Raw genomic sequence first — 23,935 nt, forward strand, 5'->3', positions numbered from 1 at the left:
AACTCGCCCGACTCATTCCCCGTAGAAGACCCGATCCACGATCGCCCGCGCCCGCCGAGTGATCCGGCGATACTCGTCGACGAACTCACCTGGTTCGCCGGAGGCGTCCAGCCCCATCACCCGCGCCACCGAGGCCAGCTCGTGGCCGGAGCCGGGCAGCTGATCGGACGGCTTGCCCCGGACCAGCGTGGTCGCGTTGCGGGTCCGCGACGCCATCCGCCACCCGGCCCGAAGTCGCTCGGCATCCCGCTCGGTCAGCAGGCCCGCCGCCGCCGCCGCGTCCAAGGCCCCCAGCGTCGAGGTGGTCCGCAGGCCGGGGACCTGGTGTGCGTGGGCGAGTTGGAGCAGCTGCACCGTCCACTCGACGTCGGAGAGTCCGCCCCGGCCCAGCTTCGTGTTCGTCGTCGGATCGGCGCCGCGCGGCAGCCGCTCGGTCTCGACCCGTGCCTTGATGCGTCTGATCTCCCGCTGATCGTTCTCGCCGAGCCCGCCGTCGGGATACCGGAGGGGATCGATCATCTCGATGAACCGGCGTCCGAGATCGGCGTCGCCCGCGATCGGCCTGGCCCGCAGCAGCGCCTGCGCCTCCCAGGGCTGAGCCCACTGCCGGTAATAGGTCCGGTAGGACTCCAGGGTCCGCACCAGCGGTCCGCTGCGGCCCTCCGGGCGCAGCTCGGTGTCGACCTGGAGCGGCGGATCGACGCTCGGCTTGTTCAGCAGTCTGGTCAGCAGCTCGGCGACCGAGGTCGCGTAGCGGATCGCCGCCGCGTCCGCCGTGGCGTCCGCGACGGCGGAGTCGCCCGCAGCCGGGAGCGGTTCGCAGACCACCAAGACGTCGGCGTCGGAGCCGTAGCCCAGCTCGTCGCCGCCGAGCCTGCCCATCCCGATCAACGCGATCCTGGCGGGCCTGCGGCGCGGCTCCTCGCCGTCGACCGGGCGCAGCACCGACCGGATCGCCGCGCCGAGCGAGGCGTCCAGCACGGCGGCCCACACCCGCGACAACGCCCGACACACCTCGGAGAGGTCCATCAGCCCGAGCAGATCCGCGCAGGCCACCCGCAGCAGCTCGTGCCTGCGCAGTGAGCGCGCGGCGATGACGGCCTGGGTCGGGTCCTCATGACGTGCGACGGCGCTGGCCAGCGAGACCGCCACCTGTTCCGGGTCCCGGTCGACCAGGCCCGAGGTGTCGCCGAGAAGTCGGAGCACCTCCGGCGCGCGGACCAACAGGTCAGGAACCAGCCGCGAGCAGCCCAGCAGCAGTGCCAGCCGCTCCGCCACCGCGGCCTGATCCCGTAGCACTCGCAGGTACCACGGCGTGTCGGTCAACGCCTCCGACACCTGCCGGTAGGCCAGCAGCGCGTGATCCGGGTCCGGGGTGTCGGCGAAGAGGTCGAGCAGCATCGGCAGCAGCGCCTGCTGGATGGCCGCGCGTCGAGACACCCCCGACGTCAGCGCGCGAATGTGCCGCAGCGCCCCCTCCGGCGAGGTGAAGCCCAGGGCGGCGAGCCGGTCCGTTGCCGACTTCGCCGTCAGCCGCAGCGCGTCGGCCGGGACGCCTGCGACAGCCTCCAGCAGGGGCCGGTAGAAGAGCTTCTCGTGCAGTCGGCGCACCCGACCGCCGTGTCGGCGGAACTCGTCGAGCAGGATGCGGCCCGCATCCCGTCGGCCGTCGGTCCGCAGCCCGGCGGATCTCGCCAGCCTGCGCAGCCCGGCGACGTCGTCGGTGGCGGGGAACACGTGGGTGCGCAGCATTCGCTGCAACTGGAGCCGATGCTCGAGCACCCGGAGGAATCGGTAGGACTCCCCCAGTTCGGCGGCGTCCGCCCGGCCGACGTAGCCGCCGTTGCCCAGTTCCGCCAGCGTCTCGATCGTCGCGGCGGTCCGAAGCAGCTCGTCGGAGCGGCCGTGCACGAGCTGAAGAAGCTGCACGGCGAACTCGACGTCGCGCAGCCCGCCCCGCCCGAGCTTGAGTTCCCGCTCGGCCAGTTCCTGGGGCACGTGGTCCTCGACCCGACGGCGCATGGCCTGCACGTCGACGACGAATCCGTCCCGCTCGGCGGCGGACCAGACGAACGGCTGGACCAGGGCCACGTACTCTGCGCCGAGGTCGAGGTCGCCCGCCACCTCGCGTGCCTTCAACAGCGCCTGGAACTCCCAGGTCCTGGCCCAGCGCCGGTAGTAGGCCAGATAGCCGTCCACGGTGCGGACCAGCGCGCCCGCCCGACCCTCCGGCCGCAGGGCGGCGTCGACCTGGAAGCAGGCCTCCCCCGCGATCCGCATGACGGCGGCGGCCAGCGCGGTGGCCTGTCTGAGATGGCCGTCCTCGTCCAGCACGCCCTCGGGCACCGGATCGGAGGCGGCCTCGACGTCCACCGTCCCGGTGTCCTGGACCGGTGCGGGCGGCGGCGCGGACACGAACACCACGTCGACGTCGCTGACGTAGTTCAGCTCCCCCGCCCCGCATTTGCCCATCGCCACCACGGCGAGCCGCCCCCTGGCCACCTCTGGCGAACTCGGTGGCATGACCTCCGCGACCGCGACCGCCAACGCGGCACGCAGGGCCGCGACGGCCAGGTCGGAGAGCTGCGCAGCCACCTCCTCATACCGTTCGACCGGCGCGGGCAGCGTGCCCTGGCTCAGATCGATCACCGCGATGTCGGACAACAGATCGCGGTACGCGGTGCGCAGATCTGCCACGGCCTCCCGGCCGCGTGTCTCGGCGCGGAATCCACCCGGCACCTCGTCGGGAACCGCCCGCACCGAGGCCAGCAGCTCGACGGTCATCGTCTCGACATCCTTGTGCTCGGCGCCTGCCGCCACGAGCTGCCGCCATCGCTGCGGCCGCAGAATGAGGTGATCGGACAGCGCCGAGCTGGCGCCCAACAGGCCGAAGAGCCGCTGGGCGACGCGTGCGTCGGAGCGCAGCGCCTCGTCCAGTTCGGGCCATTCGTCGTCGAGCGCCTCGCACAGCCGCTCGACTCCACGCAGTGCGAGATCCGGATCGGCGCTGGCCGACAACGCCTGCAACGGAACCGCGACGCCCTCGCCGATGCCCGAGTTCCCCCACCAGCCGAGCTCGCGCAGGGTCTCCACGGCGCGGGGATCGGTGAGTCCGAATCTCCCCGGTGAGGTGCTGGTACGGGCGGCGTCGGCCATCGAGACTCCCTTTCTTCGTCTTCGGCGGACTCGTGCGACGAATCCGCCGGGCCGGAATGAACACCCGCGAGCAGCGAGATCGACCTGGGCCGATCCGCGCGGTCGGGACGACGGCGAGGGAGGCATCGACCCGACGTGAAGCCGCTGCGGCCGCGAAGCCTCCGTGCAACGGCGCCTGCTTCGGCTCAGCGTCCGGCAGCCGCCAGGCATCATCGCCTCCCCGAACCCGGAGCGGGTCGACCTGACCGCCACGACGCACGACCGGCCGCCGAGGGCGGCGCACCAGGGGGAGCGCTACAACAGGGGCAGCCTGCGTCGGCCGGGGGTGCCGGGGATCAGACCTGCCTGCTGGCCCGCCATCGTGGCGAATCGCGCCATCACCGGCTGCCAGGTCTCCGCGATCTCCTCATGCGCCTCCTCCAAGCGGCCCGGCTCCCACTGCACCGCGGGGAACGCTGCGGCGAGATCCGCCGAGTTGGCGAGCCAGGCCCGAACCACCTCCGGCGACGTCTCGATGTGGAACTGGAAGCCGTAGGCCAGGTCGCCGACGCGGAACGCCTGGTTCTCGTACTTGGGCGAGGCGGCCAGGCGTTGTGCGCCGGGGGGAAGCTCGGTGATCACGTCCCCATGTGCCTGCATGACCAGCGGGGTGAGCGGCAGGTCCTCCAGTAGCGCGTCCTGTTCGGCGGCGTCGCGCTTGGCCACCAGCCGGGCGCCGACCTCGGGCCCGTCCTCGCCCGGTTCCACCATCCCGCCGCTGACGGACGCGAGCAGTTGGGCCCCGAGGCAGATGCCGAGCGTCGGAAGTCGACGTCGGATGCCGTCGGTCAGCCTGGCCCGCACCTCGACGAGCCAGGGATGCGCCACGAGGTCCTCGGCGTTCATCGGGCCGCCCAGCACGATCAACGCATGAAAGTCGTCCAGGGTCGGGATCGCCTCGCGATCCGCCCGTACCACCTCGATATCGGCGTCCGCCTCGATCAGCCACTCGGCCAGGATTCCCGGCGGGTCGCTCTCCGCGGGTTGGAGGATCAGTATTCGTGCCTTCGCCACACCCTTGATGCTAGAGCCTGCTCCATTCGCCGACCGTCACGTCCCGACAACGACACACGTTCGCCGAGATCACCCGTGCCTCGAAGCGCAGCCGGGTCACCGAGATCGATCGACGGGAGCGGTCCGGCGGGACGGCGGCGCTGGTTCGGACGGCGGATGCCCCATTCGCCGTGCGGACCGGTCAGCAGGGACGCTCTCTCCCGGTGTGCCACCGTGACGGCGGCGATCAGCGACGGCGGCGATCAGCCCGTTCTGCTCGCGCGCGGACCACCCGGCCGTGCGAGCGGCCGGGGGGGGACGACCGCACAGGTTTCTCGGAGAATCCGTTCGTAGCGGAGGGCGCCGAGTCGCGGCGGTACGGAGTTGGCTCGCGGGACGGGTGCACCCTGAGACCTGCACTGGGCACGCACCGTCGTCCACCGTGTTCCGGCGTCGCGGGTGCCGAAGTATTCCTGTTTCGGGCATGAGAAAAGGGACGGTGTGCACACCCGGGAGCATCTCTGCTCGACCAGGGTGTACACACCGTCCCTCATCAGGTAAAGGTCGGCGGCGTCCTACTCTCCCACACCCCCACGGGTGCAGTACCATCGGCGCTGGAGGGCTTAGCTTCCGGGTTCGGAATGGGACCGGGCGTTTCCCCACCGCTATGACCACCGACACACCAGCGAACGAACAACCCCCACCCCCGGACACCCCACCCTCCACGGTGACCGGTGTGCCGTGCCCTGACCGTAGTCGGGACTGGCACACCCCCCACCTGGAGAGTTTCGGTGTCTGAAGGGGAACAGTTGTTCCTTCAGAACCACACAGTGGACGCGTAGCATCTTCGTGAGCAAGTCCTCGGCCTATTAGTACCCGTCAACTCCACCTGTTACCAGGCTTCCATCTCGGGCCTATCAACCCAGTGGTCTGCTGGGGGCCTTAACCCACAAAGGGGTGGGACACCTCATCTAGGAACAGGCTTCCCGCTTAGATGCTTTCAGCGGTTATCCCTCCCGAACGTAGCCAACCAGCCATGCACCTGGCGGTACAACTGGCACACCAGAGGTTCGTCCATCCCGGTCCTCTCGTACTAGGGACAGCCTTCCGCAAGTATCCTACGCGCGCGGCGGATAGGGACCGAACTGTCTCACGACGTTCTAAACCCAGCTCGCGTGCCGCTTTAATGGGCGAACAGCCCAACCCTTGGGACCTACTCCAGCCCCAGGATGCGACGAGCCGACATCGAGGTGCCAAACCATGCCGTCGATATGGACTCTTGGGCAAGATCAGCCTGTTATCCCCGGGGTACCTTTTATCCGTTGAGCGACACCGCTTCCACCAGCCAGTGCCGGATCACTAGTCCCGACTTTCGTCCCTGCTCGACCCGTCAGTCTCACAGTCAAGCTCCCTTGTGCACTTACACTCAACACCTGATTGCCAACCAGGCTGAGGGAACCTTTGGGCGCCTCCGTTACCCTTTGGGAGGCAACCGCCCCAGTTAAACTACCCACCAGGCACTGTCCCTGAACCCGATCAGGGTCCGAGGTTAGACATCCAGTACGACCAGAGTGGTATTTCAACGACGACTCCGCAGCCACTGGCGTGACCACATCACAGTCTCCCACCTATCCTACACAAGCCGAACCGAACACCAATACCAAGCTATAGTAAAGGTCCCGGGGTCTTTCCGTCCTGCCGCGCGTAACGAGCATCTTTACTCGTAGTGCAATTTCGCCGGGCCTGTGGTTGAGACAGCGGAGAAGTCGTTACGCCATTCGTGCAGGTCGGAACTTACCCGACAAGGAATTTCGCTACCTTAGGATGGTTATAGTTACCACCGCCGTTTACTGGCGCTTAAGTTCTCACCTTCGCCCCGAAGAGCTAAGCGGTCCCCTTAACGTTCCAGCACCGGGCAGGCGTCAGTCCGTATACATCGTCTTACGACTTCGCACGGACCTGTGTTTTTAATAAACAGTCGCTTCTCCCTGGTCTCTGCGGCCACACAACGCTAGCCCGCGAAGGGCTTCACGCCACACGGCCCCCCTTCTCCCGAAGTTACGGGGGCATTTTGCCGAGTTCCTTAACCACAGTTCACCCGATCGCCTCGGTATACTCTACCTGACCACCTGTGTCGGTTTGGGGTACGGGCCGCGAAGATACTCGCTAGAGGCTTTTCTCGGCAGCATGGGATCACTCTACTTCGCCTCATTCGGCTACGCATCACGTCTCACCCTATAAGCCCCGACGGATTTACCTATCAGAGCAGGCTACACGCTTACACCAGTACTACCACTCACTGGCGGAGCTACCCTCCTGCGTCACCCCATCACTTGACTACTACCAGCTCAGATCCCGCGCAGACCACCACCACCCCCGAAAGGGCAACAATAATCCGGGCGGTTAGTATCACCAGCCTCGCCATGGGCGCATCTACACGGGTACGGGAATATCAACCCGTTGTCCATCGACTACGCCTGTCGGCCTCGCCTTAGGTCCCGACTTACCCTGGGCGGAATAACCTGGCCCAGGAACCCTTGGTCATACGGCGGCAGAGTTTCTCACTCTGCTTTCGCTACTCATGCCTGCATTCTCACTCGCACACCGTCCACGACTCGTTTCCACGGCCGCTTCACCCGATGCACGACGCTCCCCTACCCATCCACACACCTAGACCCACCCCGAAAGGCAGGCCGGGCACACATGTGAATGACACAGCTTCGGCGGTGCGCTTGAGCCCCGCTACATTATCGGCGCAGGACCACTTGACCAGTGAGCTATTACGCACTCTTTAAAGGATGGCTGCTTCTAAGCCAACCTCCTGGTTGTCTGGGCGACCCCACATCCTTTCCCACTTAGCGCACACTTGGGGGCCTTAGCTGGTGTTCTGGGCTGTTTCCCTCTCGACTACGAAGCTTATCCCCCGCAGTCTCACTGCCACGCTCTCACTCACCCGCATTCGGAGTTTGGCTGACGTCAGTAACCTTGTAGGGCCCATTAGCCATCCAGTGCTCTACCTCGAATGAGAAACACGTGACGCTGCACCTAAATGCATTTCGGGGAGAACCAGCTATCACGGAGTTTGACTGGCCTTTCACCCCTACCCACAGCTCATCCCCCAGGTTTTCAACCCTGGTGGGTTCGGGCCTCCACACGGTCTTACCCGCGCTTCACCCTGGCCATGGGTAGATCACTCCGCTTCGGGTCTAGGACATGCGACTCAGAACGCCCTATTCGGACTCGCTTTCGCTACGGCTACCCCACCCGGGTTAACCTCGCCACACATCACTAACTCGCAGGCTCATTCTTCAAAAGGCACGCCATCACCCCAAAAGGCTCTGACGGCTTGTAGGCATACGGGTTCAGGTACTATTTCACTCCCCTCCCGGGGTACTTTTCACCTTTCCCTCACGGTACTAGTCCGCTATCGGTCATCAGGAAGTATTTAGGCTTAGCGGGTGGTCCCGCCAGATTCACAGCAAATTTCACGAGCTCGCTGCTACTTGGGAACACGACCAGGAGACGTCAGGTTTTCGCGTACGGGAGTATCACCCTCTACGCCGGTGCTTTCCAGACACCTTCCGCTAACCACAACGTTTTCTCACTCCTTGCCAGCATGGCAGCACTGACCAGTCGGTCCCACGACCCCGCATACGCAACCCCTGCCAGGTATCACACGTACACGGTTTAGCCTCTTCCGCTTTCGCTCGCCACTACTCACGGAATCACGGTTGTTTTCTCTTCCTACGGGTACTGAGATGTTTCACTTCCCCGCGTTCCCTCCACACACCCTATATATTCAGATGCGGGTGACACCCCATGACGGATGCCGGGTTTCCCCATTCGGACACCCTCGGATCATAGCTCGGTTGACAGCTCCCCGAGGATTATCGCAGTCTCCTACGTCCTTCATCGGCTCCTGATGCCTAGGCATCCACCGTATGCCCTTACTAACTTGCCACAAAGATGCTCGCGTCCACTGTGTAGTTCTCAAAGAACAACCAGACCACCCGCCACCCGCCACCACACACCCCCAGGAACTCACATCCCCGACAGCAGTTTGATCGCGACGAACAGTCCATCCGTTCACACATCCAAGACAACACACCACACGGCGTGTTCCCTCAGGACCCAACAGCGTGCCGACCCGGAACCCTCACCCCGCCACCCGAACTTTCCACGCCCACCACCGAAGCAGCAGACAGTACTCACCCGAACAACCAGACGACCATCCCGAGATAACCAACAGTCCACATCCACTGAGCAGGCCGCCACCACCACGAACGGGCAGTCCGACGACCCAACCCCACCCACCACCCACAAACTCGACGTTCATGGACCGGTCGGCGAGAGTCATGCTCCTTAGAAAGGAGGTGATCCAGCCGCACCTTCCGGTACGGCTACCTTGTTACGACTTCGTCCCAATCGCCAGTCCCACCTTCGACCACTCCCCCCCTCACGGGTTGGGCCATGGGCTTCGGGTGTTACCGACTTTCGTGACGTGACGGGCGGTGTGTACAAGGCCCGGGAACGTATTCACCGCAGCGTTGCTGATCTGCGATTACTAGCGACTCCGACTTCACGGGGTCGAGTTGCAGACCCCGATCCGAACTGAGACCGGCTTTCTGGGATTCGCTCCACCTCACGGCTTAGCAGCCCTTTGTACCGGCCATTGTAGCATGTGTGAAGCCCTGGACATAAGGGGCATGATGACTTGACGTCGTCCCCACCTTCCTCCGAGTTGACCCCGGCAGTCTCCCATGAGTCCCCACCATTACGTGCTGGCAACATGGAATAAGGGTTGCGCTCGTTGCGGGACTTAACCCAACATCTCACGACACGAGCTGACGACAGCCATGCACCACCTGTACACCGACCTTGCGGAAACCCCATCTCTGAGGCTGTCCGGTGCATGTCAAACCCAGGTAAGGTTCTTCGCGTTGCATCGAATTAATCCACATGCTCCGCCGCTTGTGCGGGCCCCCGTCAATTCCTTTGAGTTTTAGCCTTGCGGCCGTACTCCCCAGGCGGGGCGCTTAATGCGTTAGCTACGGCACGGAGGACGTGGAAATCCCCCACACCTAGCGCCCACCGTTTACGGCGTGGACTACCAGGGTATCTAATCCTGTTCGCTCCCCACGCTTTCGCTCCTCAGCGTCAGTATCGGCCCAGAGACCCGCCTTCGCCACCGGTGTTCCTCCTGATATCTGCGCATTTCACCGCTACACCAGGAATTCCAGTCTCCCCTGCCGAACTCAAGTCTGCCCGTATCGACTGCACGCCCGGGGTTAAGCCCCAGGTTTTCACAGCCGACGCGACAAACCGCCTACGAGCTCTTTACGCCCAATAATTCCGGACAACGCTCGCACCCTACGTATTACCGCGGCTGCTGGCACGTAGTTAGCCGGTGCTTCTTCTGCGCCTACCGTCACTTTCGCTTCTTCGGCGCTGAAAGAGGTTTACAACCCGAAGGCAGTCATCCCTCACGCGGCGTCGCTGCGTCAGGCTTTCGCCCATTGCGCAATATTCCCCACTGCTGCCTCCCGTAGGAGTCTGGGCCGTGTCTCAGTCCCAGTGTGGCCGGTCGCCCTCTCAGGCCGGCTACCCGTCGTCGCCTTGGTAGGCCATCACCCCACCAACAAGCTGATAGGCCGCGGGCCCATCCCACACCGCCGGAACTTTCCACACACCACCATGCGATGGCATGTCATATCCGGTATTAGCCCCGGTTTCCCGAGGTTATCCCAAAGTGCAGGGCAGGTTACCCACGTGTTACTCACCCGTTCGCCGCTCGTGTACCCCGAAGGGCCTTACCGCTCGACTTGCATGTGTTAAGCACGCCGCCAGCGTTCGTCCTGAGCCAGGATCAAACTCTCCATCAATGAATGATGAGAATCGACCATGACTGATCTTTATCTCAAAGGAATCCTCACACGGAGGATTTTCATACAACCAAACAAGCATCTGCTGGCTATTATCTCGACACACTGTTGAGTTCTCAAAGAACACGCGCACCACCACCCACACCCCCCACGGAGGCTTCAGCGATCCACGCCATATTGTCTTACACATTATCAAGCTTATCAGAGCCACCCCGCGACCACCCTGCCGGGCAATCCTCGGTGTTTCTCTCGGCTCGTTGTGGTGAAACCTTAGCAAGTCGATTTTCAGTCTGTCAAATCGGGGAGCAACCGAAGCCGAACACCCGATTCACCACCTGACGACCAACACCCGAAGGCATCCGACCACCACCGAACCGTATTCATTTTATCAAGTCAAACCGTATCCCGCCGCTGATCACTCTGTCAAATCGACCCGATTGGGATTTCTTCGACTTATGAGGGCTGCGTTATTGGTTTGTCAAAAGCCGGACCGCAGTGCGCTGACCTGGTACTTCCACCCGGAGGCGAAATCCCCTGCCCGCGCGCCGACAATCAATCTCGGCCGTGTATTTGTCAAAACCCTAGACCGGCGCTGATCACCATGTCAAATCGGCTCCGCAGAAATACTCGCAGCCCATTCGACACTTATTCGATGACCGTGCCGATATGTGTTTGTCAAAACCCAGCAAGGCCACCGGGACAGACCACGGTACTGCGACTCTGCGTGAGTCCAGCGTAGGATCTGCACCAACGAACCGACGACCGGAGACATGCTGCCTCAAGCCGCCTAAGTCAACTGGGGTGCCGCAAGATCGTACCCGGTTCGACTCGCAACGTCAAGTTGCTCGACCCGGTGGAACTTGTCCGACTCGGAGAACATTACCACCGAGGCGAACCGCTCATCACCCGGCCCCACCAGGCTCTCGAAGACTCTCGAGATCCCGTTTCGGCCGGTGCTCCGTGCGGCACGGGGAAAAGTACGCACCGCGCCGCACGGAGTCAAATCCGCTGGTCATCACGCCGACGACGTGCTACTCGGCCTGATCCGCAGTCCCGACACCGGGCCGCAGCCACAGCCTCGCGCCGCCGGCCGGGGCCGAATGCACCACGTCGGCGGCCGACACCGGATCTCCCGAGTCGGCCAGGGCGAGCTCGTAACCCCAGGACTGGAACTCCCGCAGCACGGCAGCGGGCTCGGCACCGTCCCGCCGCGTCGCGGTCGGCGAGAACGTGCAGACCACGTGCGGCCGATCCCGGCGCAGCAGCCGAACCAGTCCGCCGAGGGCGCGCTGGGTGCACCCGGGGGTGTCCACCCGCACCACGGACAGCCGCAGCCCGCGCAGCTCGGCCAGCCCGTCGAGATGCCGGTCCAGCCGCACCGCGTCGACGTACTGCGGCTCGACGGTCTCGCCTGCCTCCGCGTCGGCGGGAGCCGAATCGGAGAACAGGTCCACGGCGGGCTGCGGATTCAGCCGCAGCCCGCCGCCGGGCGCAGGCTCCGCCGTCAACCTGCCCGGCTCGTCCCAGGCCGCCGCGGAGACGACCGTCAGCCGGGCCGCCGCTGTCGGACTCACATTGACCGCCACGTTGCGCCGCAGCAGCGCCGCCGTCTTCTCACAGGGTTCGACGGCGACGACCGCCCCTCGCGGGCCGAGCCTGCTCAACACCCGCACGGTCTGGTAGCCGACGTGCGCACCGATGTCGACGAAGACGCCGTCCGGTTCGAGCAGCGCGTCGATCAGCGTGGAGAACTCCGGCTCCCAGACCCCGTGGGTCGACAGCCAGGGCAGCATCACCCCGTCCTCGGCAGGCAGCCGGATGAGGCCCGCGTCGGACAGGACCAGCGAACTCGGCGGTCCGTCCGGCACGCCGACCTGCCGCTCGTGCTCCCGGACGACGACCCGTCGGAGCGCATCGGCGGTACGGGCGGTGCGCTCCACGTCGTGCAGCCGTGAGGCCAGGTCGCCGTCGCGTTCCCGGAGCGCATCGGCCACCCTGGACTCCAGGGAGTCGATCCGGTCCAAGGTCTTGTCCAGTGCGGCCGTCAGGCGGTCCAGTCGCTCGGCGACCAGATCGACCTGGCGATGCCGAGTGCTCGACTCGGTCGTGGCCGCCTCCTCCACCGCGCGCAGCCGCTGCTGATGGCCCGCGAGGTCGGATCGGGCCCGGACCACCGCATCGTCGGTGCCCACCAGGTGCTCGGCGAGCTGGCCGCGTTGCCGGTCGATCCTGGCGATCTCGGCGCGCAGGGCCTCCAGTTCCACCGGCTCGACGCCGCTCGCGATCTCGTCCTGTCTGCGCAGCAGCTCGCCTGCGGTGCGCTCGACGCCGTCGATGAGGGAGCGCATCACCTCGCGAAGGTGCCCGTCGTAATGGCTGAGCGCCTTGAGCATCGCCCGCTGCAAGGCCGGAGCCAGCATCCGGCTGCCCTGGGTGTCGACCTCGGGGGCGCGATGCAGGGCGTGCCGGGCGGCGACGAGCGGCTTGAGCGGGTCGTCGTCGACGGCCCGCTGCTGGGCGCGGGACTGCCGCCAGCTCCGATAGGCCACCTCGACCATCCCGCGCACCTGCTGTGCAGCCCAGTGGACGTCGCGTGCCGCCAGCAGGTGGTCGCGCGCGGCCGAGCCGAGGCCTGCGACCGCGTCAGGCGCGTCGGCGAAGCGACGCAGCAGCTCGGCAGCCGACCGCATGTCCGGTTCGCTACGGCCCTCGAAGCACGGCACCAGGGCCGCGAGGTCCCCGCCGAGCAGGTCGGCGGTCGAGCCGTGATCGCTGGTCAGCACCGGCACGCCCCTGGCCACCGCCGTCAGCAGCCGCAGGGCGATGTCGTCGCCGCCGGTCACCAGCTCCGCGTCGCGATGCAGCGACACGATGCAGTCCGCCGCGTCGATCAGTTCGTGCTCGGTGACCCTCGTCGAGTCCAGCAGCGTGACGCGACGATCCGCCGCCGTCGCCAGCCGCAGCCGCTCGGCGCTCTCCTGGTGTTCCCGCGCCCCGGCGACGAGCAGCACCAGCCGCACGTCGGCTCGATCCGGGAAGGCCGCGAGGAAGGTGCCGACCAGGCCGAGCGCGTTGTCCCGTCGCTCGTCGGCGTGATCGATCGAGGCGGCGAACACCATGCCGTCGTCGAGTCCGAGCCGCGCCCTGGCCGCCTTCCGCGCGGGCAGGTCGAGCAGGCCGGGGTCGGGCACCGGCAGGGACACCACCCGGACCGGACGCCCCGCCCGCTGCATCCTGGACCGCGTCGTCTCGGAGAGGACCCACAGTTCGGCGGCCTGCGGCGAGACGGCGACGCCGTTCACACACACCTGTACGAGATGGCGTTCCGGCATCGTCAGCGCATGGCCGGTGCAGTCCAGCACCACCGGATAACTCGGTTCCGTCGCGGTGGGCAGCCCGGACTGCTCCACCGCCGAGCGCAGCAGGTCGGCCACCGGATGATCACCGAGGACGGAGACGCCGAGCTGGTCGAGCAGCTCCACACCCGCGTACTCCGGTACCGAGGGGACCGTCTCGGGATGCACCCGGCCTGCGGCGAGGCCGGGCCCCGCGCACCAGGCACGGAATCCCTCCGCATCGACGCCGAAGGGGTCCGGGAACTCCCCGCGCAGCGCCTCGTCACCACGCCACACCGCCGCGACCCAGCGGTTGCCGCCCGCGCGCCGCTGCATGGCGTCGGCCGGGTCGGCCGCCCACCCGAGGAAGGCCTGTGCCTGCGGGACTCCGTCGTCGTCGGTCACCGCGAACGCGGGCGGCGGCGGCGGGGCACCGGTCCGCTCGGCCGCCATCCAGCCGTCGTGGAACTCCCGGCGCAGCTCCACCGGGAGCGCCACCCCGTCGGGCAGGACGTCGAAGCGCGGCGACTGCGGCCGAGCGCCCGGCTCGCCCGCCTTCGCCAGTTCCTTCAGGTAGGCGGCGCACAGTCCGGCGAGTTCAGGATGCTCCGACAACAGCACCCTGGGCCGGTCGCTGACCCTAGTGGACAGCAGCCACGGACGCTGCGGGTCGAAACCGTCGAAATGGACGGTCCGCAACGGCGTGCCGTCGGCGATCATCAGCAGGCCGTCCTCGTCCCGCCACAGCTCACGCTGAGCGGCGTTCCAACTCGACAGCCCGACCCCAGCGTCACGGAGCACTCGGTGGTCGACCAGGGCCGGTGCGCCGTCCAGGAAACCCGTTCCGTCCGGGGCCATGCGGACCTGCTGCGCCCAGGAGTGCAGGAAGCGCTCCGCGCCGGGTGCCACGGCGACCAGTCCGGTGTCGAAGGTGCCGCCGACGGCCAACTCCTCGGCGGCGGGCCGGAGTCCGTCCCGAGGCAGCGGTTCCAGGACTCGGGGCGCCAGCACGAGCGGGCGCTCGTGCACGGCGGGGACCACCCGGTCGAGCAGCGAGCCGACCACGTAGACCCAGGGGTCGAGATACAGGACCGGATAGCCCAGCCGCAGCAGGTGGACCAGCAGTCGAGGCCGCAGCGCGGCGCGGAGCTCCTCGCCGGTGCACGCCGTGGCCAGCCGGTTCAGCTCGGCGTCGGACACGCCGATGTCGACGGGCCGCAGCACCTCGCCGTCCCGGTCTGCCCCGCCGTCGGCGCCCGCGCCGTCCCGGCGAGGCTCGTCCACCGTCAGCAGGATGAAACGGGTGTCGGGGTGCTGAGCTCGCAGTGATCTGCGGAGCACCGTCGCGGCGGCCGCCTCGCCCGCCAAGACGATCGAGCACACCGTGATCGCCCAGGCGGTCGGCCCGTCGTCGTCGGCGTTGCGGACGACGTCGGACCGCTCGGCCCGCGGCTCGGCGACTCCGGGGAGGCCGGCCCCTGGGAGGTCCGAGGCCGCGCCGTCGAGCTCAGGGGTCTCCTCCGGCCACCGCGCCTCCAGATCGTCCTCCGGCGGGCCGGCGTCCGGCTCGGCGGCGAGGTCGGAAACAGCAGGCTGGTCTGGAGCGGCGAGGTTGGCGATGCGCTCGCCGTCTGCTGGCACATCCGTCACGGTTACCGAACCTATCGCCTCCACTGAATCACCCGTCCCATCGATCCCGTCAGAAGGTCACCGGCTGGGCGGGCGATGCCGTCGGAGATCAGAGCATCGGCATCAGGGTGCGCAGCTCGTACGGAGTGACATGACTGCGGTAGGCGTCCCACTCGGCCCGCTTGTTGCGCAGGAAGAAGTCGAAGACGTGCTCGCCGAGGGTCTCGGCGACCAGCTCAGAGGACTCCATGACCTCGAGCGCCTCGATCAGGTTCTGCGGGAGGCTGGCATAGCCCGCCGCGCGCCGCTCGCGATCGCTCAACGACCAGACGTCGTCCTCGGCGGCGGGCGGCAGCTCGTAACCCTGCTCGACGCCCTTGAGTCCGGCGGCGATGATCAGCGCATAGGCGAGGTAGGGATTGCACGCCGAGTCGAGACTGCGGATCTCCACCCGGCGGGAGGAGGCCTTGCCCGGCGAGTACATCGGCACCCGTACCAGGGCCGAACGGTTGGATCGTCCCCAGCAGACCGCGCTCGGGGCCTCTCCGCCGGTGACCAGCCGCTTGTAGGAGTTGACCCACTGGTTGGTCACCGCGGAGATCTCTCTGGCGTGCCGCAGCAGTCCTGCGACGAAGGCCTTGCCGGTCTCCGACAGTTCGTGCGGGTCCTCGGCGTCGTAGAAGGCGTTGCGGTCGCCCTCGAACAGGCTGACGTGGGTGTGCATCCCGGAGCCCGCCTGGCCGGTGAAGGGCTTCGGCATGAAGGAGGCGTTGACGCCCTGCTGGATGGCGACCTCCTTCACCACGTAGCGGAAGGTCATCACGTTGTCGGCCATGGTGAGGGCGTCGGCGTAGCGCAGGTCGATCTCCTGCTGGCCGGGCGCGGCCTCATGGTGGCTGAACTCCACCGAGATGCCCATCGCCTCCAGGGTCTCGATGGCCCGGCGGCGGAAGTGCGGGGCCGTGTTGTGGCTCGCCTGGTCGAAGTATCCGCCGGAGTCGGCCGGGATGGGCTCGGTCCCGTCGTCCGGCAGGTTGCGCAGCAGGTAGAACTCGATCTCCGGGTGCACGTAACAGGTGAAGCCCGCCTCGGTCGCCTTGGACAGCGTGCGACGCAGCACGTGCCGGGGGTCAGCCCAGCACGGCGAGCCGTCCGGCATCGCGATGTCGCAGTACATGCGCGCCGAGTAGTGCTCGCCGTCCGGGGTCTCCCAGGGCAGCACCTGGAAGGTGGCCGGGTCCGGCCTGGCCACCATGTCGGACTCGTAGGCGCGCGCGAAGCCCTCGATCGCGGAACCGTCGAAGCCGATGCCCTCGGCGAAGGCGCCCTCCAGCTCGGCGGGCGGCACCGCGACCGATTTGAGGAACCCGAGCACGTCGGTGAACCACAGCCGAACGAAGCGGATGTCCCGCTCTTCGAGCGTGCGAAGGACGAACTCCTGCTGGCGATCCATGAGCCGCAGCGTAGGCAACGCCGATGAACGGCGTGCTACGCCTCGCCGTCGATCGCCGCAGACGACGACCCGAGTCCCGCCACGCCGCGGCGTCGACGACCGTCCGGCGACCGTCGACGCCGCCGGAGATCAGCAGGTGACGTCGTCGGCGGGGACCTCGAGATCGACCAGATAGCGGATGCCGATGTCGTCCACGCAGGTCACTCCCTGAAGGAACACGCCGTGCTGATTGCCCTCGAAGGTCAACAGGCCCGCGCCCATGGCCTCGGCGAGGTCCACGCCCGCCTGGTAGGGGGTGGCCGGGTCGCCTGTGGTGGAGATCACCAGGGTGTCCGGCAGGGTCGCCGGGTCCAGTTCGAGATCCTCGGCGGTGGCGGGCACCGGCCAGAAGGAGCAGACGTCGCGCACGCCCCCCGGCTCGCGGCCGTCGTCGAGGAACGGCGCGGCCTCGCGGTAACGCCGCTCGGCCTCCTGGGCCGTCGCCTCGTCCATGCGCTCGGTCTCGTCGACACAGCGGATCGCGTTGAAGGCGTCCGTCATGTTCGAGTAGCGCCCCTCGGTGTCGCGACCGTGGTAGAGGTCGGCGACGAACATCAACATGTCGCCTTCCCCGACCGCGAGCATGGTGAGGCCTATGTCGAGCAGCTCCCACAGCTCCTGGGTGTACAGGGCCTGGATGACGCCGGTGACGGCGTCGTCGTAGGACAGCTCCCTGCCGTCCTCGGTGGGAGCGGGCGCGTCGATCAGCGGCTCGACGAGGGCGCGGAACACGGGCAGCGCCTGGGCGGGGTCGCCGCCGAGCGCACAGGTCTCGCGGGGCGCGCACCACGCGGCGAACGCGTCGAAGGCCTGCTGGAACCCGGCGCCCTGAGCCACCAGCTCGTCGACGGCGTTCTGATCGGGGTCGACGGCGCCGTCCAGGACGAGCGCCCGGACGTTGTCCGGGAACGCGTCCGCGTAGGTGCTGCCGAGCGAGGTGCCGTAGGAGAAGCCGAGGAAGGTCAGCTGCTCGTCGCCGAGGACGGAGCGCAGCAGGTCGATGTCACGGACGGCGTCCACGGTGCCGACATGGGCGAGCAGTTCCTCCCCGGAGCGTTCCACGCAGCGGGCGACGTACTCCTGAAGCCGCTCTTCGGCGGCGGCGACGCCCTCCGGCGAGGTGTCGACCTCGTTGATCAGCCGGTCCGCGTCGGCCTCGTCGTCGGTCGAGCACCGAATCTGAGGCTCGCTGGTGCCGACGCCGCGCGGATCGAAGCCGACGAGGTCGAAACGCTCGCCCAGCTCGCCGCCCGCGATCTGGGGCACGAGGCCCGCAGCGGCGACGACGCCGGACCCGCCGGGTCCGCCGGGGTTGACCAGCAGTGATCCGATCCGGGACTCCTGATCGGCGGCAGGCCTGCGGAGCAGACCGAGACTGATCGTCTCCCCGTCGGGGTCGTCGTAGTCCAACGGGGCCACGGCCCTGGCGCACTCCAGGCCGGTGCGGCCCAGCAGCGGCCGCTCCTCCTCAGTCAGGACGAAGTCGTCGCAGGGGCCCCACTGCAGCGACTGGCCGTACAGCTCGTCGAGCCCCTCGGGCACCTCGCCCGCAGGCCCCCGCTGCTCGACGGAGATCGCGGGTTCGGCGGCCCCGTCGACGGAGACGGTGCAGGCTGCGGAGACGGACAACAAGGCCAGCAGAGATGCCGCGGTCAGGGAGGCTCGGCTCAGACGTCGCACGGGGTAATCCTGCCAGTGCGGTGTGACGCGGGCCGGACCTGCTGTGACCGCGCGGTGTCGCCGTACGAAGATGTGCGCATGGCGCAGCTCCGGATGGCACTGGCTCAGGTGGACGCGACGGTCGGCGACTTGAGCGGCAACGCGACGATGATCGTGGACCGCGCACGGCAGGCGGTCGAGGAGGGCGCCCAGGTGGTGGCGTTCCCCGAGATGGTGCTGACCGGCTATCCGATCGAGGATCTCGCGCTGCGGCGTTCCTTCGCGACGGCGGCGCGCGCGGAGATGGACGTCGTGGCGCGGCGGCTCGCGGAAGCGGGCTGCGGCGGCGCCCTGGTGGTGATCGGCTACCTCGATCACGACGAGGAGGGGCCGCGCAACGCCGCCGCGCTGGTCCACGAGGGCCGGGTGGTCGAGCGCTACGCCAAGCAGCATCTGCCCAACTACGGCGTCTTCGACGAGTTCCGCTACTTCGTGCCCGGCAGGCGACTGCCGATCGTCCGCTTCGGTGGTGTGGACATCGGCGTGGTGATCTGCGAGGACATCTGGCGCGAGGAGGGGCCGACGTCGGAGCTGGCGGCGGCGGGGGTCGACCTGGTGCTCTGTCTGAACGGTTCGCCCTACGAGCGGGCCAAGGACGACACGCGGGGCGAGCTGGTGGCCAGGCGAGCCAGGGAGCTGGGTGCGCCGATGGCGTACGTGAACCTGGTCGGTGCCCAGGACGAGCTGGTGTTCGACGGCGATTCGATGATCGTCGACGGCAGCGGAGCCTGCCTCGCCCGGTCGCCGCAGTTCGTCGAGGACCTGCTCGTGCTGGATCTAGACCTTCCCCCGCGCGGCGAACAGCGAGCCGAGGAGCACGCCGCCCGTGGAACCTCGGAGATCGTGCGCACCACGATCTCCGAGTCCGTGCCGCCCGCCGCGGCAGGCACCCCGCAGCCGAGCCCCGCCGAGCCGCCGCCGCTGTCGGAGGAGGCGGAGGTGTGGTCGGCGCTGGTCACCGGGCTGCGAGACTACGTCGCGAAGAACGGCTTCCGGACGGTGCTGCTGGGGCTGTCCGGCGGCATCGACTCGGCGGTGGTCGCCGCGCTGTGCGTGGACGCCGTCGGGGCCGATCGGGTGCACGGCGTGTCGATGCCCTCGTCCTATTCCTCGGAGCACTCGAAGTCCGACGCCGCCGACCTCGCGCAGCGCACCGGGCTGCGCTACCAGGTCCAGCCGATCGTGGACATGGTCCGAGTGTTCGTCGATCAGCTCGGACTCTCGGGCCTGGCTGAGGAGAACGTCCAGGCCCGCTGCCGGGCGGTGACGCTGATGGGACTGTCCAACCAGGACGGACATCTGGTGCTGGCCACCGGCAACAAGACCGAGCTCGCGGTGGGGTACTCGACGATCTACGGCGACGCGGTCGGCGGATTCGCGCCGATCAAGGACGTGCCCAAGACCTTCGTCTGGCGACTGGCCGAGTGGCGCAACGCCGAGGCGCAGCGGCGCGGCGAGACGCTGCCCATCCCGCCGAACTCCATCACCAAGCCGCCGTCGGCGGAGTTGCGGCCCGATCAGATGGACTCCGACAGCCTGCCCGACTACCCGGTGCTGGACGCGGTGCTCGACGCCTATGTGGAGGGCGACCAGGGTTACGCGGACCTGGTGGCGGCGGGCTTCGACGCGGAACTGGTGGAGCGGATCGTCCGGATGGTCGACGCCGCCGAGTACAAGCGCAGGCAGTACCCGCCGGGCACCAAGATCACCCTGCGTGCCTTCGGTCGGGACCGGCGACTGCCCATCACCAACCGGTGGCGGGAGCACAAGCCGACGCCGGCGCAGGCTCAGGTCTGAGGGCAGGACTCTGAGGGCAGGGCAGCGAGTCCGGCTGTCGCCGCCAGGCAGGCTCAGCAACGCCTGCCGCCTGCCGACAGCCGACAGCCACTCGGCCTGCCGACTCGGCCTGCCGTCGGCCGCTGGCCTGCCGTCGGCGTCGGCCGCTCCTCGGCCGGGGACACGGCTCCGCCTCGTCGGCTGCGAGCGGCGGGCGGCGGGCGGCGGCCCCCACCGGGGCTGCGGGGCAGGCCGGACGGCCCTGCGCAGGACGGCTCCGCCCAGGGCGGCCCTGCCCAGGGCGGCCTATTCGCCGGTTCGGCCGTCGACGCGTTCGCGGAGCAGGTCGGCGTGACCGTTGTGCCTGCAGTACTCCTCGATCAGGTGGACGAGGATCCAGCGCAGCGAGCGCTTCTCCCGGCCGCCCAGCCCGATCACCTCGACGGACTCCGCCCCTGCGACGAGGGCGTCGCCGTTGGCGATCTCCGCGCGCCAGGCGTCGAACGCCTGGTCGACGTCGGCCTGCGTGACCGTCGCGGGATCGACGTCGTCGAAGTCGCCGTCGGGGCTGGCGTCGCTGTAGAACAGCGGGGGGACGCCCTCGCCCATCAGGGAGTTGCGGAACCAGCCCCGCTCCACCTCCGCGAGGTGCCGGACGAGCCCCAGTAGAGACAGTGTCGACGGCTCGACGGATCGGGTCGTGAGCTGTTGCGGCGTCAGGTCGGCGCATTTCATCGCCAGCGTCTGCCGGTGGTAGTCGAGGAAGCCCATCAGCACTTCGAGCTCGGTGCCCTGATTCGGCGGGTCACGCCTGTCATCGGTCATCGAGGCATGATGTCGGCTGCTCGTGGCCGGTGCACCTGGTTTTCCTCACCTTCGCCTACGGCGGGCGGCCGGGCAGGCCGCTCCGCGCTCGGGCCGCGCAGCACCGTTCCTGCGGCCGGGGCCTGCTCAGACGCAGCAAACGCCCGCCGACGTGAGCAGCATCCCCCCGCGTCGAGCTGTGAAGCCGATCCCACCCGGCTGCCTCACCGCCCCCGTTCGTGACACGCTCGATGTCAGGACCATTCACGATGACCCAGGGACCTGCTCGCAGGCCTTGAGGGAGGACGGTCGACGATGACCACGGTTCGTGAGGACGAGCAGCCCGCGCCGTACGGCACCGGGGCTGCCACGACCAAACCCGCCCGGCGAGTCCGGGTACATCACCTGCGGGAGATGAAGGAGCGCGGCGAGGCCTGGCCGATGCTCACCGCGTATGACATGTACACCGCGAAGATCTTCGATCAGGCGGGCATTCCCGTGCTGCTGGTCGGCGACTCGGCGGCCAACAACGTGTACGGCTACGAGAGCTCGCTGCCGGTGAGCACCGAGGAGATGCTGCCGCTCGTCCGGGCGGTCACCCGGTCGGCGAGCCGCGCGCTGGTGGTCGCAGATCTGCCCTTCGGCAGCTACCAGGCTTCGCCGGAGCAGGCGTTGACCACGGCCGTGCGGATGATGAAGGAAGGCCGCGCCCATGCGGTCAAGCTGGAGGGCGGGAGCCGCTTCGCCCCCCAGGTCGAGGCGTTGACCTCGGCGGGCATCCCGGTGATGGGACACATCGGCTTCACCCCGCAGAGCGAGCACGGCCTGGGCGGTTATCGGGTCCAGGGGCGCGGCGCGAGCGCCGACGCGCTGGTGGCCGACGCGCTGGCGTTGGAGGCGGCCGGGGCCTTCGCGGTGGTGTTGGAGATGGTGCCCGCCGAGGTCGCCAAGCGCGTGACGGCGGAACTCGCGATCCCCACCGTCGGCATCGGAGCGGGGCCGGACTGCGACGCGCAGGTCTTGGTGTGGCAGGACATGGCAGGCCTCAACCAGGGGCGGTCGCCGCGTTTCGTCAAGCGCTATGCCGACGTCGCAGGCGTGCTGTCGCAGGCGGCGAGCGAGTTCGCCGCCGACGTGCGCGGCGGGAGCTTCCCCGCCGAGGAGCACTCCTTCCACTGAGGGGTCGACGAGACGCCGAGTGCCCCGGCGCGCGGCCTGGAACGCCACGGCTCGAGCGCGTTGGGGCTGCCTGGCCCGATGGTCGTGCACGCCTCGGTGTTCTCTCGGGTTCCGGTGTTCTCTCAGGTTCCGGTGTTCACACGGGCCTCGGCACGCACGGCAGGCGGAACGGCGATTCCGCCGGGCCGAGAGGGCTGGTGGCGGACGGTCGCTGCCGACCGTCCCCATCGGCTCCGCCTGCCGCCCCGGCTGGGCCGACTCCGGCCGGGCTGATTCCGATCTGGCTCCCATTCGTCCCGGCCCCGGCTCGACCGGGCTCGAGCGGTTCGGATCTCGACCAGTTCTGATCAGACCCGACCGGCCCCGGCGGCTCCAGACCTCGGCGGGGCCGCGGCTGGACGCTGCGGGGCGCGCATGGACACGGAACGTGTCGATAGTCGCGATCGACGACAGCGACGACGCGGCAGGCGATAGGGGCCTCAGGGACGGAGACTGCGACGGCAGGACAGGATGCGAGGTCATGCCGCAGATCATCTCGGACGAGAATCACCGCAGGTAGTGTCAACTGTCATGAGTTTTCCATGACAGTTGACACCGATCTTCATGACAACTGTCATGAACCACGCTCGTCCGGCAGCGTCGCCGTCGACGCGCGACTACCGTGAGTGCATGGACGGAAACCAGACGGGCGCGCTGTCGTACCCCTGCGGCGCGGCAGGCTGCCCACATCGTCAGCCGAGGACGGCCCCGGCTCGGCAGTGCGCCTGTCTGCCGGTCGGCGCCCCCGATCACCGGGCCCCGCGTCCATCGACCACGCACGGACGCCCGGGCAAGGCTTTCGACGGCGGACGAGCGCAGCGCCGGCCTGCCCGGCCCCGCGGCCTGCCCGGATCGGCTTTCCCCGCCCCGCCGACGGGAACAGACGGCGTCCCGCCGGTGTCAGACGGCAGGCGGCGGGGTGCCGTCCCCGAACGGGCTGCCGCCGAGCGCCGCCCTGCCGTGCGGCGAGTGCCAGCCCGCGAGATCAGGTCCCGCCGGCACGATCCGACTCGGGTTGATCCGCTCGTGGGTCTGGTAGTAGTGCCGCTTGATGTGGTCGAAGTTCACGGTGTCCCCGAAGCCGGGTGTCTGGAACAGGTCCCTGGCATAGGCCCACAACACCGGCAGTTCGGTCAGCTTGTTCCGGTTGCACTTGAAGTGGCCGTGGTAGACCGCGTCGAACCGCACCAGGGTGGTGAAGAGCCGGACGTCGGCCTCACTGATCGACTCCCCCACCAGGTAGCGACGTCCGGCCAGCCGGTCCGACAACCTGTCGAGTTCGCCGAACAGATCCGCGAACGCCGCCTCGTAGGCCTCCTGCGAGGTGGCGAAGCCTGCCCGGTAGACGCCGTTGTTGACATTGCGGAAGATCGGCTCGACCACCTCGTCGATCTCCGCACGGGCCGCCGCCGGATACAGGTCCGGGGCGCCGGGACGGTGGAAGTCGGCCCATTCGGTCGACAGGTCCAGCGAGATCTGCGGATAGTCGTTGGTCACGACCTGCCCGGTCCGGGTGTCCACCAGACTGGGCACGGTCACCCGGCCCTTGAACTCGGGGTCGCGGGCGAGATAGGCCTCGGCCAGGAACTCGATGTCCAGCACCGGATCGCGACCGCCGGGATCGAGGGTGAACCGCCAACCCCGATCGTCGCGGATCGGATCGACGACGCCGAGGGACAGCACGTCCTCCAGGCCCAGCAGTCGCCGCACGATGATCGATCGATGCGCCCACGGACAGGCCGTCGACACCACCAGTCGATAGCGATCCGGCTCCACCGCGTGGCCCGCCGAGCCGGACGCGGTGATCCGATCGGTGAAGCGGTTCGCCTGTCGGACGAACTCGCCCTTGGCCGAGGTCTCCGCCGTGAACTGCGCACCAGACATGTCGGCAA

General features: G+C 67.9%; 9 protein-coding genes and 3 rRNA genes. 2 read left to right on the forward strand and 10 right to left on the reverse strand.

Going from position 1 to position 23,935, the window contains the following annotated elements; translation table 11 throughout:
* Window positions 1–12: 12 nt before the first annotated feature.
* The 8 genes from UA74_RS25275 to UA74_RS25310 all read right to left on the reverse strand — a co-directional run bounded on the left by UA74_RS25275 (window position 13) and on the right by UA74_RS25310 (window position 18,206).
* Window positions 13–3,156, reverse strand: coding sequence for a bifunctional [glutamine synthetase] adenylyltransferase/[glutamine synthetase]-adenylyl-L-tyrosine phosphorylase (locus UA74_RS25275; RefSeq protein ID WP_075742470.1), 3,144 nt, complete (start codon window positions 3,154–3,156; stop codon window positions 13–15).
* 294 nt (window positions 3,157–3,450) lie between these two features.
* Window positions 3,451–4,209: a type 1 glutamine amidotransferase gene (locus UA74_RS25280; RefSeq protein WP_075742471.1), complete on the reverse strand. Its 759-nt coding sequence runs from the start codon at window positions 4,207–4,209 to the stop codon at window positions 3,451–3,453.
* 541 nt (window positions 4,210–4,750) lie between these two features.
* Window positions 4,751–4,867, reverse strand: a 5S ribosomal RNA gene (gene rrf, locus UA74_RS25285).
* Window positions 4,868–5,037: 170 nt separating this feature from the next.
* Window positions 5,038–8,149, reverse strand: a 23S ribosomal RNA gene (locus UA74_RS25290).
* Window positions 8,150–8,554: 405 nt separating this feature from the next.
* A 16S ribosomal RNA gene (locus UA74_RS25295) occupies window positions 8,555–10,070 on the reverse strand.
* Together the 16S, 23S and 5S rRNA genes form the textbook arrangement of a ribosomal RNA operon.
* Before the next feature lie 1,031 nt (window positions 10,071–11,101).
* Complete coding sequence (locus UA74_RS25300) at window positions 11,102–15,055, reverse strand: FkbM family methyltransferase (RefSeq protein ID WP_083690909.1); 3,954 nt, start codon at window positions 15,053–15,055, stop codon at window positions 11,102–11,104.
* A gap of 88 nt (window positions 15,056–15,143) precedes the next feature.
* On the reverse strand, window positions 15,144–16,487 hold the full coding sequence (locus UA74_RS25305; RefSeq protein ID WP_075742472.1) for a glutamine synthetase family protein: 1,344 nt from the start codon (window positions 16,485–16,487) through the stop codon (window positions 15,144–15,146).
* Window positions 16,488–16,616: 129 nt separating this feature from the next.
* A complete protein-coding gene (locus tag UA74_RS25310; RefSeq protein WP_232237450.1) occupies window positions 16,617–18,206 on the reverse strand; it encodes an alpha/beta hydrolase in 1,590 nt (529 codons plus the stop codon).
* Between the two features lie 78 nt (window positions 18,207–18,284).
* Here UA74_RS25310 and UA74_RS25315 point away from each other — a divergent pair, with 78 nt between their 5' ends.
* Window positions 18,285–20,042 carry an NAD+ synthase gene (locus UA74_RS25315; RefSeq protein ID WP_075742473.1) on the forward strand — a complete coding sequence of 586 codons (1,758 nt, stop codon included), beginning with the start codon at window positions 18,285–18,287 and terminating at the stop codon, window positions 20,040–20,042.
* Window positions 20,043–20,327: 285 nt separating this feature from the next.
* Here the strand turns inward: UA74_RS25315 and UA74_RS25320 are convergent, their stop codons facing one another.
* Window positions 20,328–20,846: a DinB family protein gene (locus tag UA74_RS25320; RefSeq protein WP_075742474.1), complete on the reverse strand. Its 519-nt coding sequence runs from the start codon at window positions 20,844–20,846 to the stop codon at window positions 20,328–20,330.
* A gap of 294 nt (window positions 20,847–21,140) precedes the next feature.
* Between UA74_RS25320 and panB the strand changes: the two genes are divergently transcribed.
* On the forward strand, window positions 21,141–22,004 hold the full coding sequence (gene panB / locus UA74_RS25325; RefSeq protein WP_075742475.1) for a 3-methyl-2-oxobutanoate hydroxymethyltransferase: 864 nt from the start codon (window positions 21,141–21,143) through the stop codon (window positions 22,002–22,004).
* Window positions 22,005–22,943: 939 nt separating this feature from the next.
* Here the strand turns inward: panB and UA74_RS25335 are convergent.
* Window positions 22,944–23,927: a glutathione S-transferase family protein gene (locus UA74_RS25335; RefSeq protein ID WP_075742477.1), complete on the reverse strand. Its 984-nt coding sequence runs from the start codon at window positions 23,925–23,927 to the stop codon at window positions 22,944–22,946.
* Between the last annotated feature and the right edge of the window lie 8 nt (window positions 23,928–23,935).

This window comes from Actinoalloteichus fjordicus (assembly GCF_001941625.1).
Taxonomy (GTDB): domain Bacteria; phylum Actinomycetota; class Actinomycetes; order Mycobacteriales; family Pseudonocardiaceae; genus Actinoalloteichus_A; species Actinoalloteichus_A fjordicus.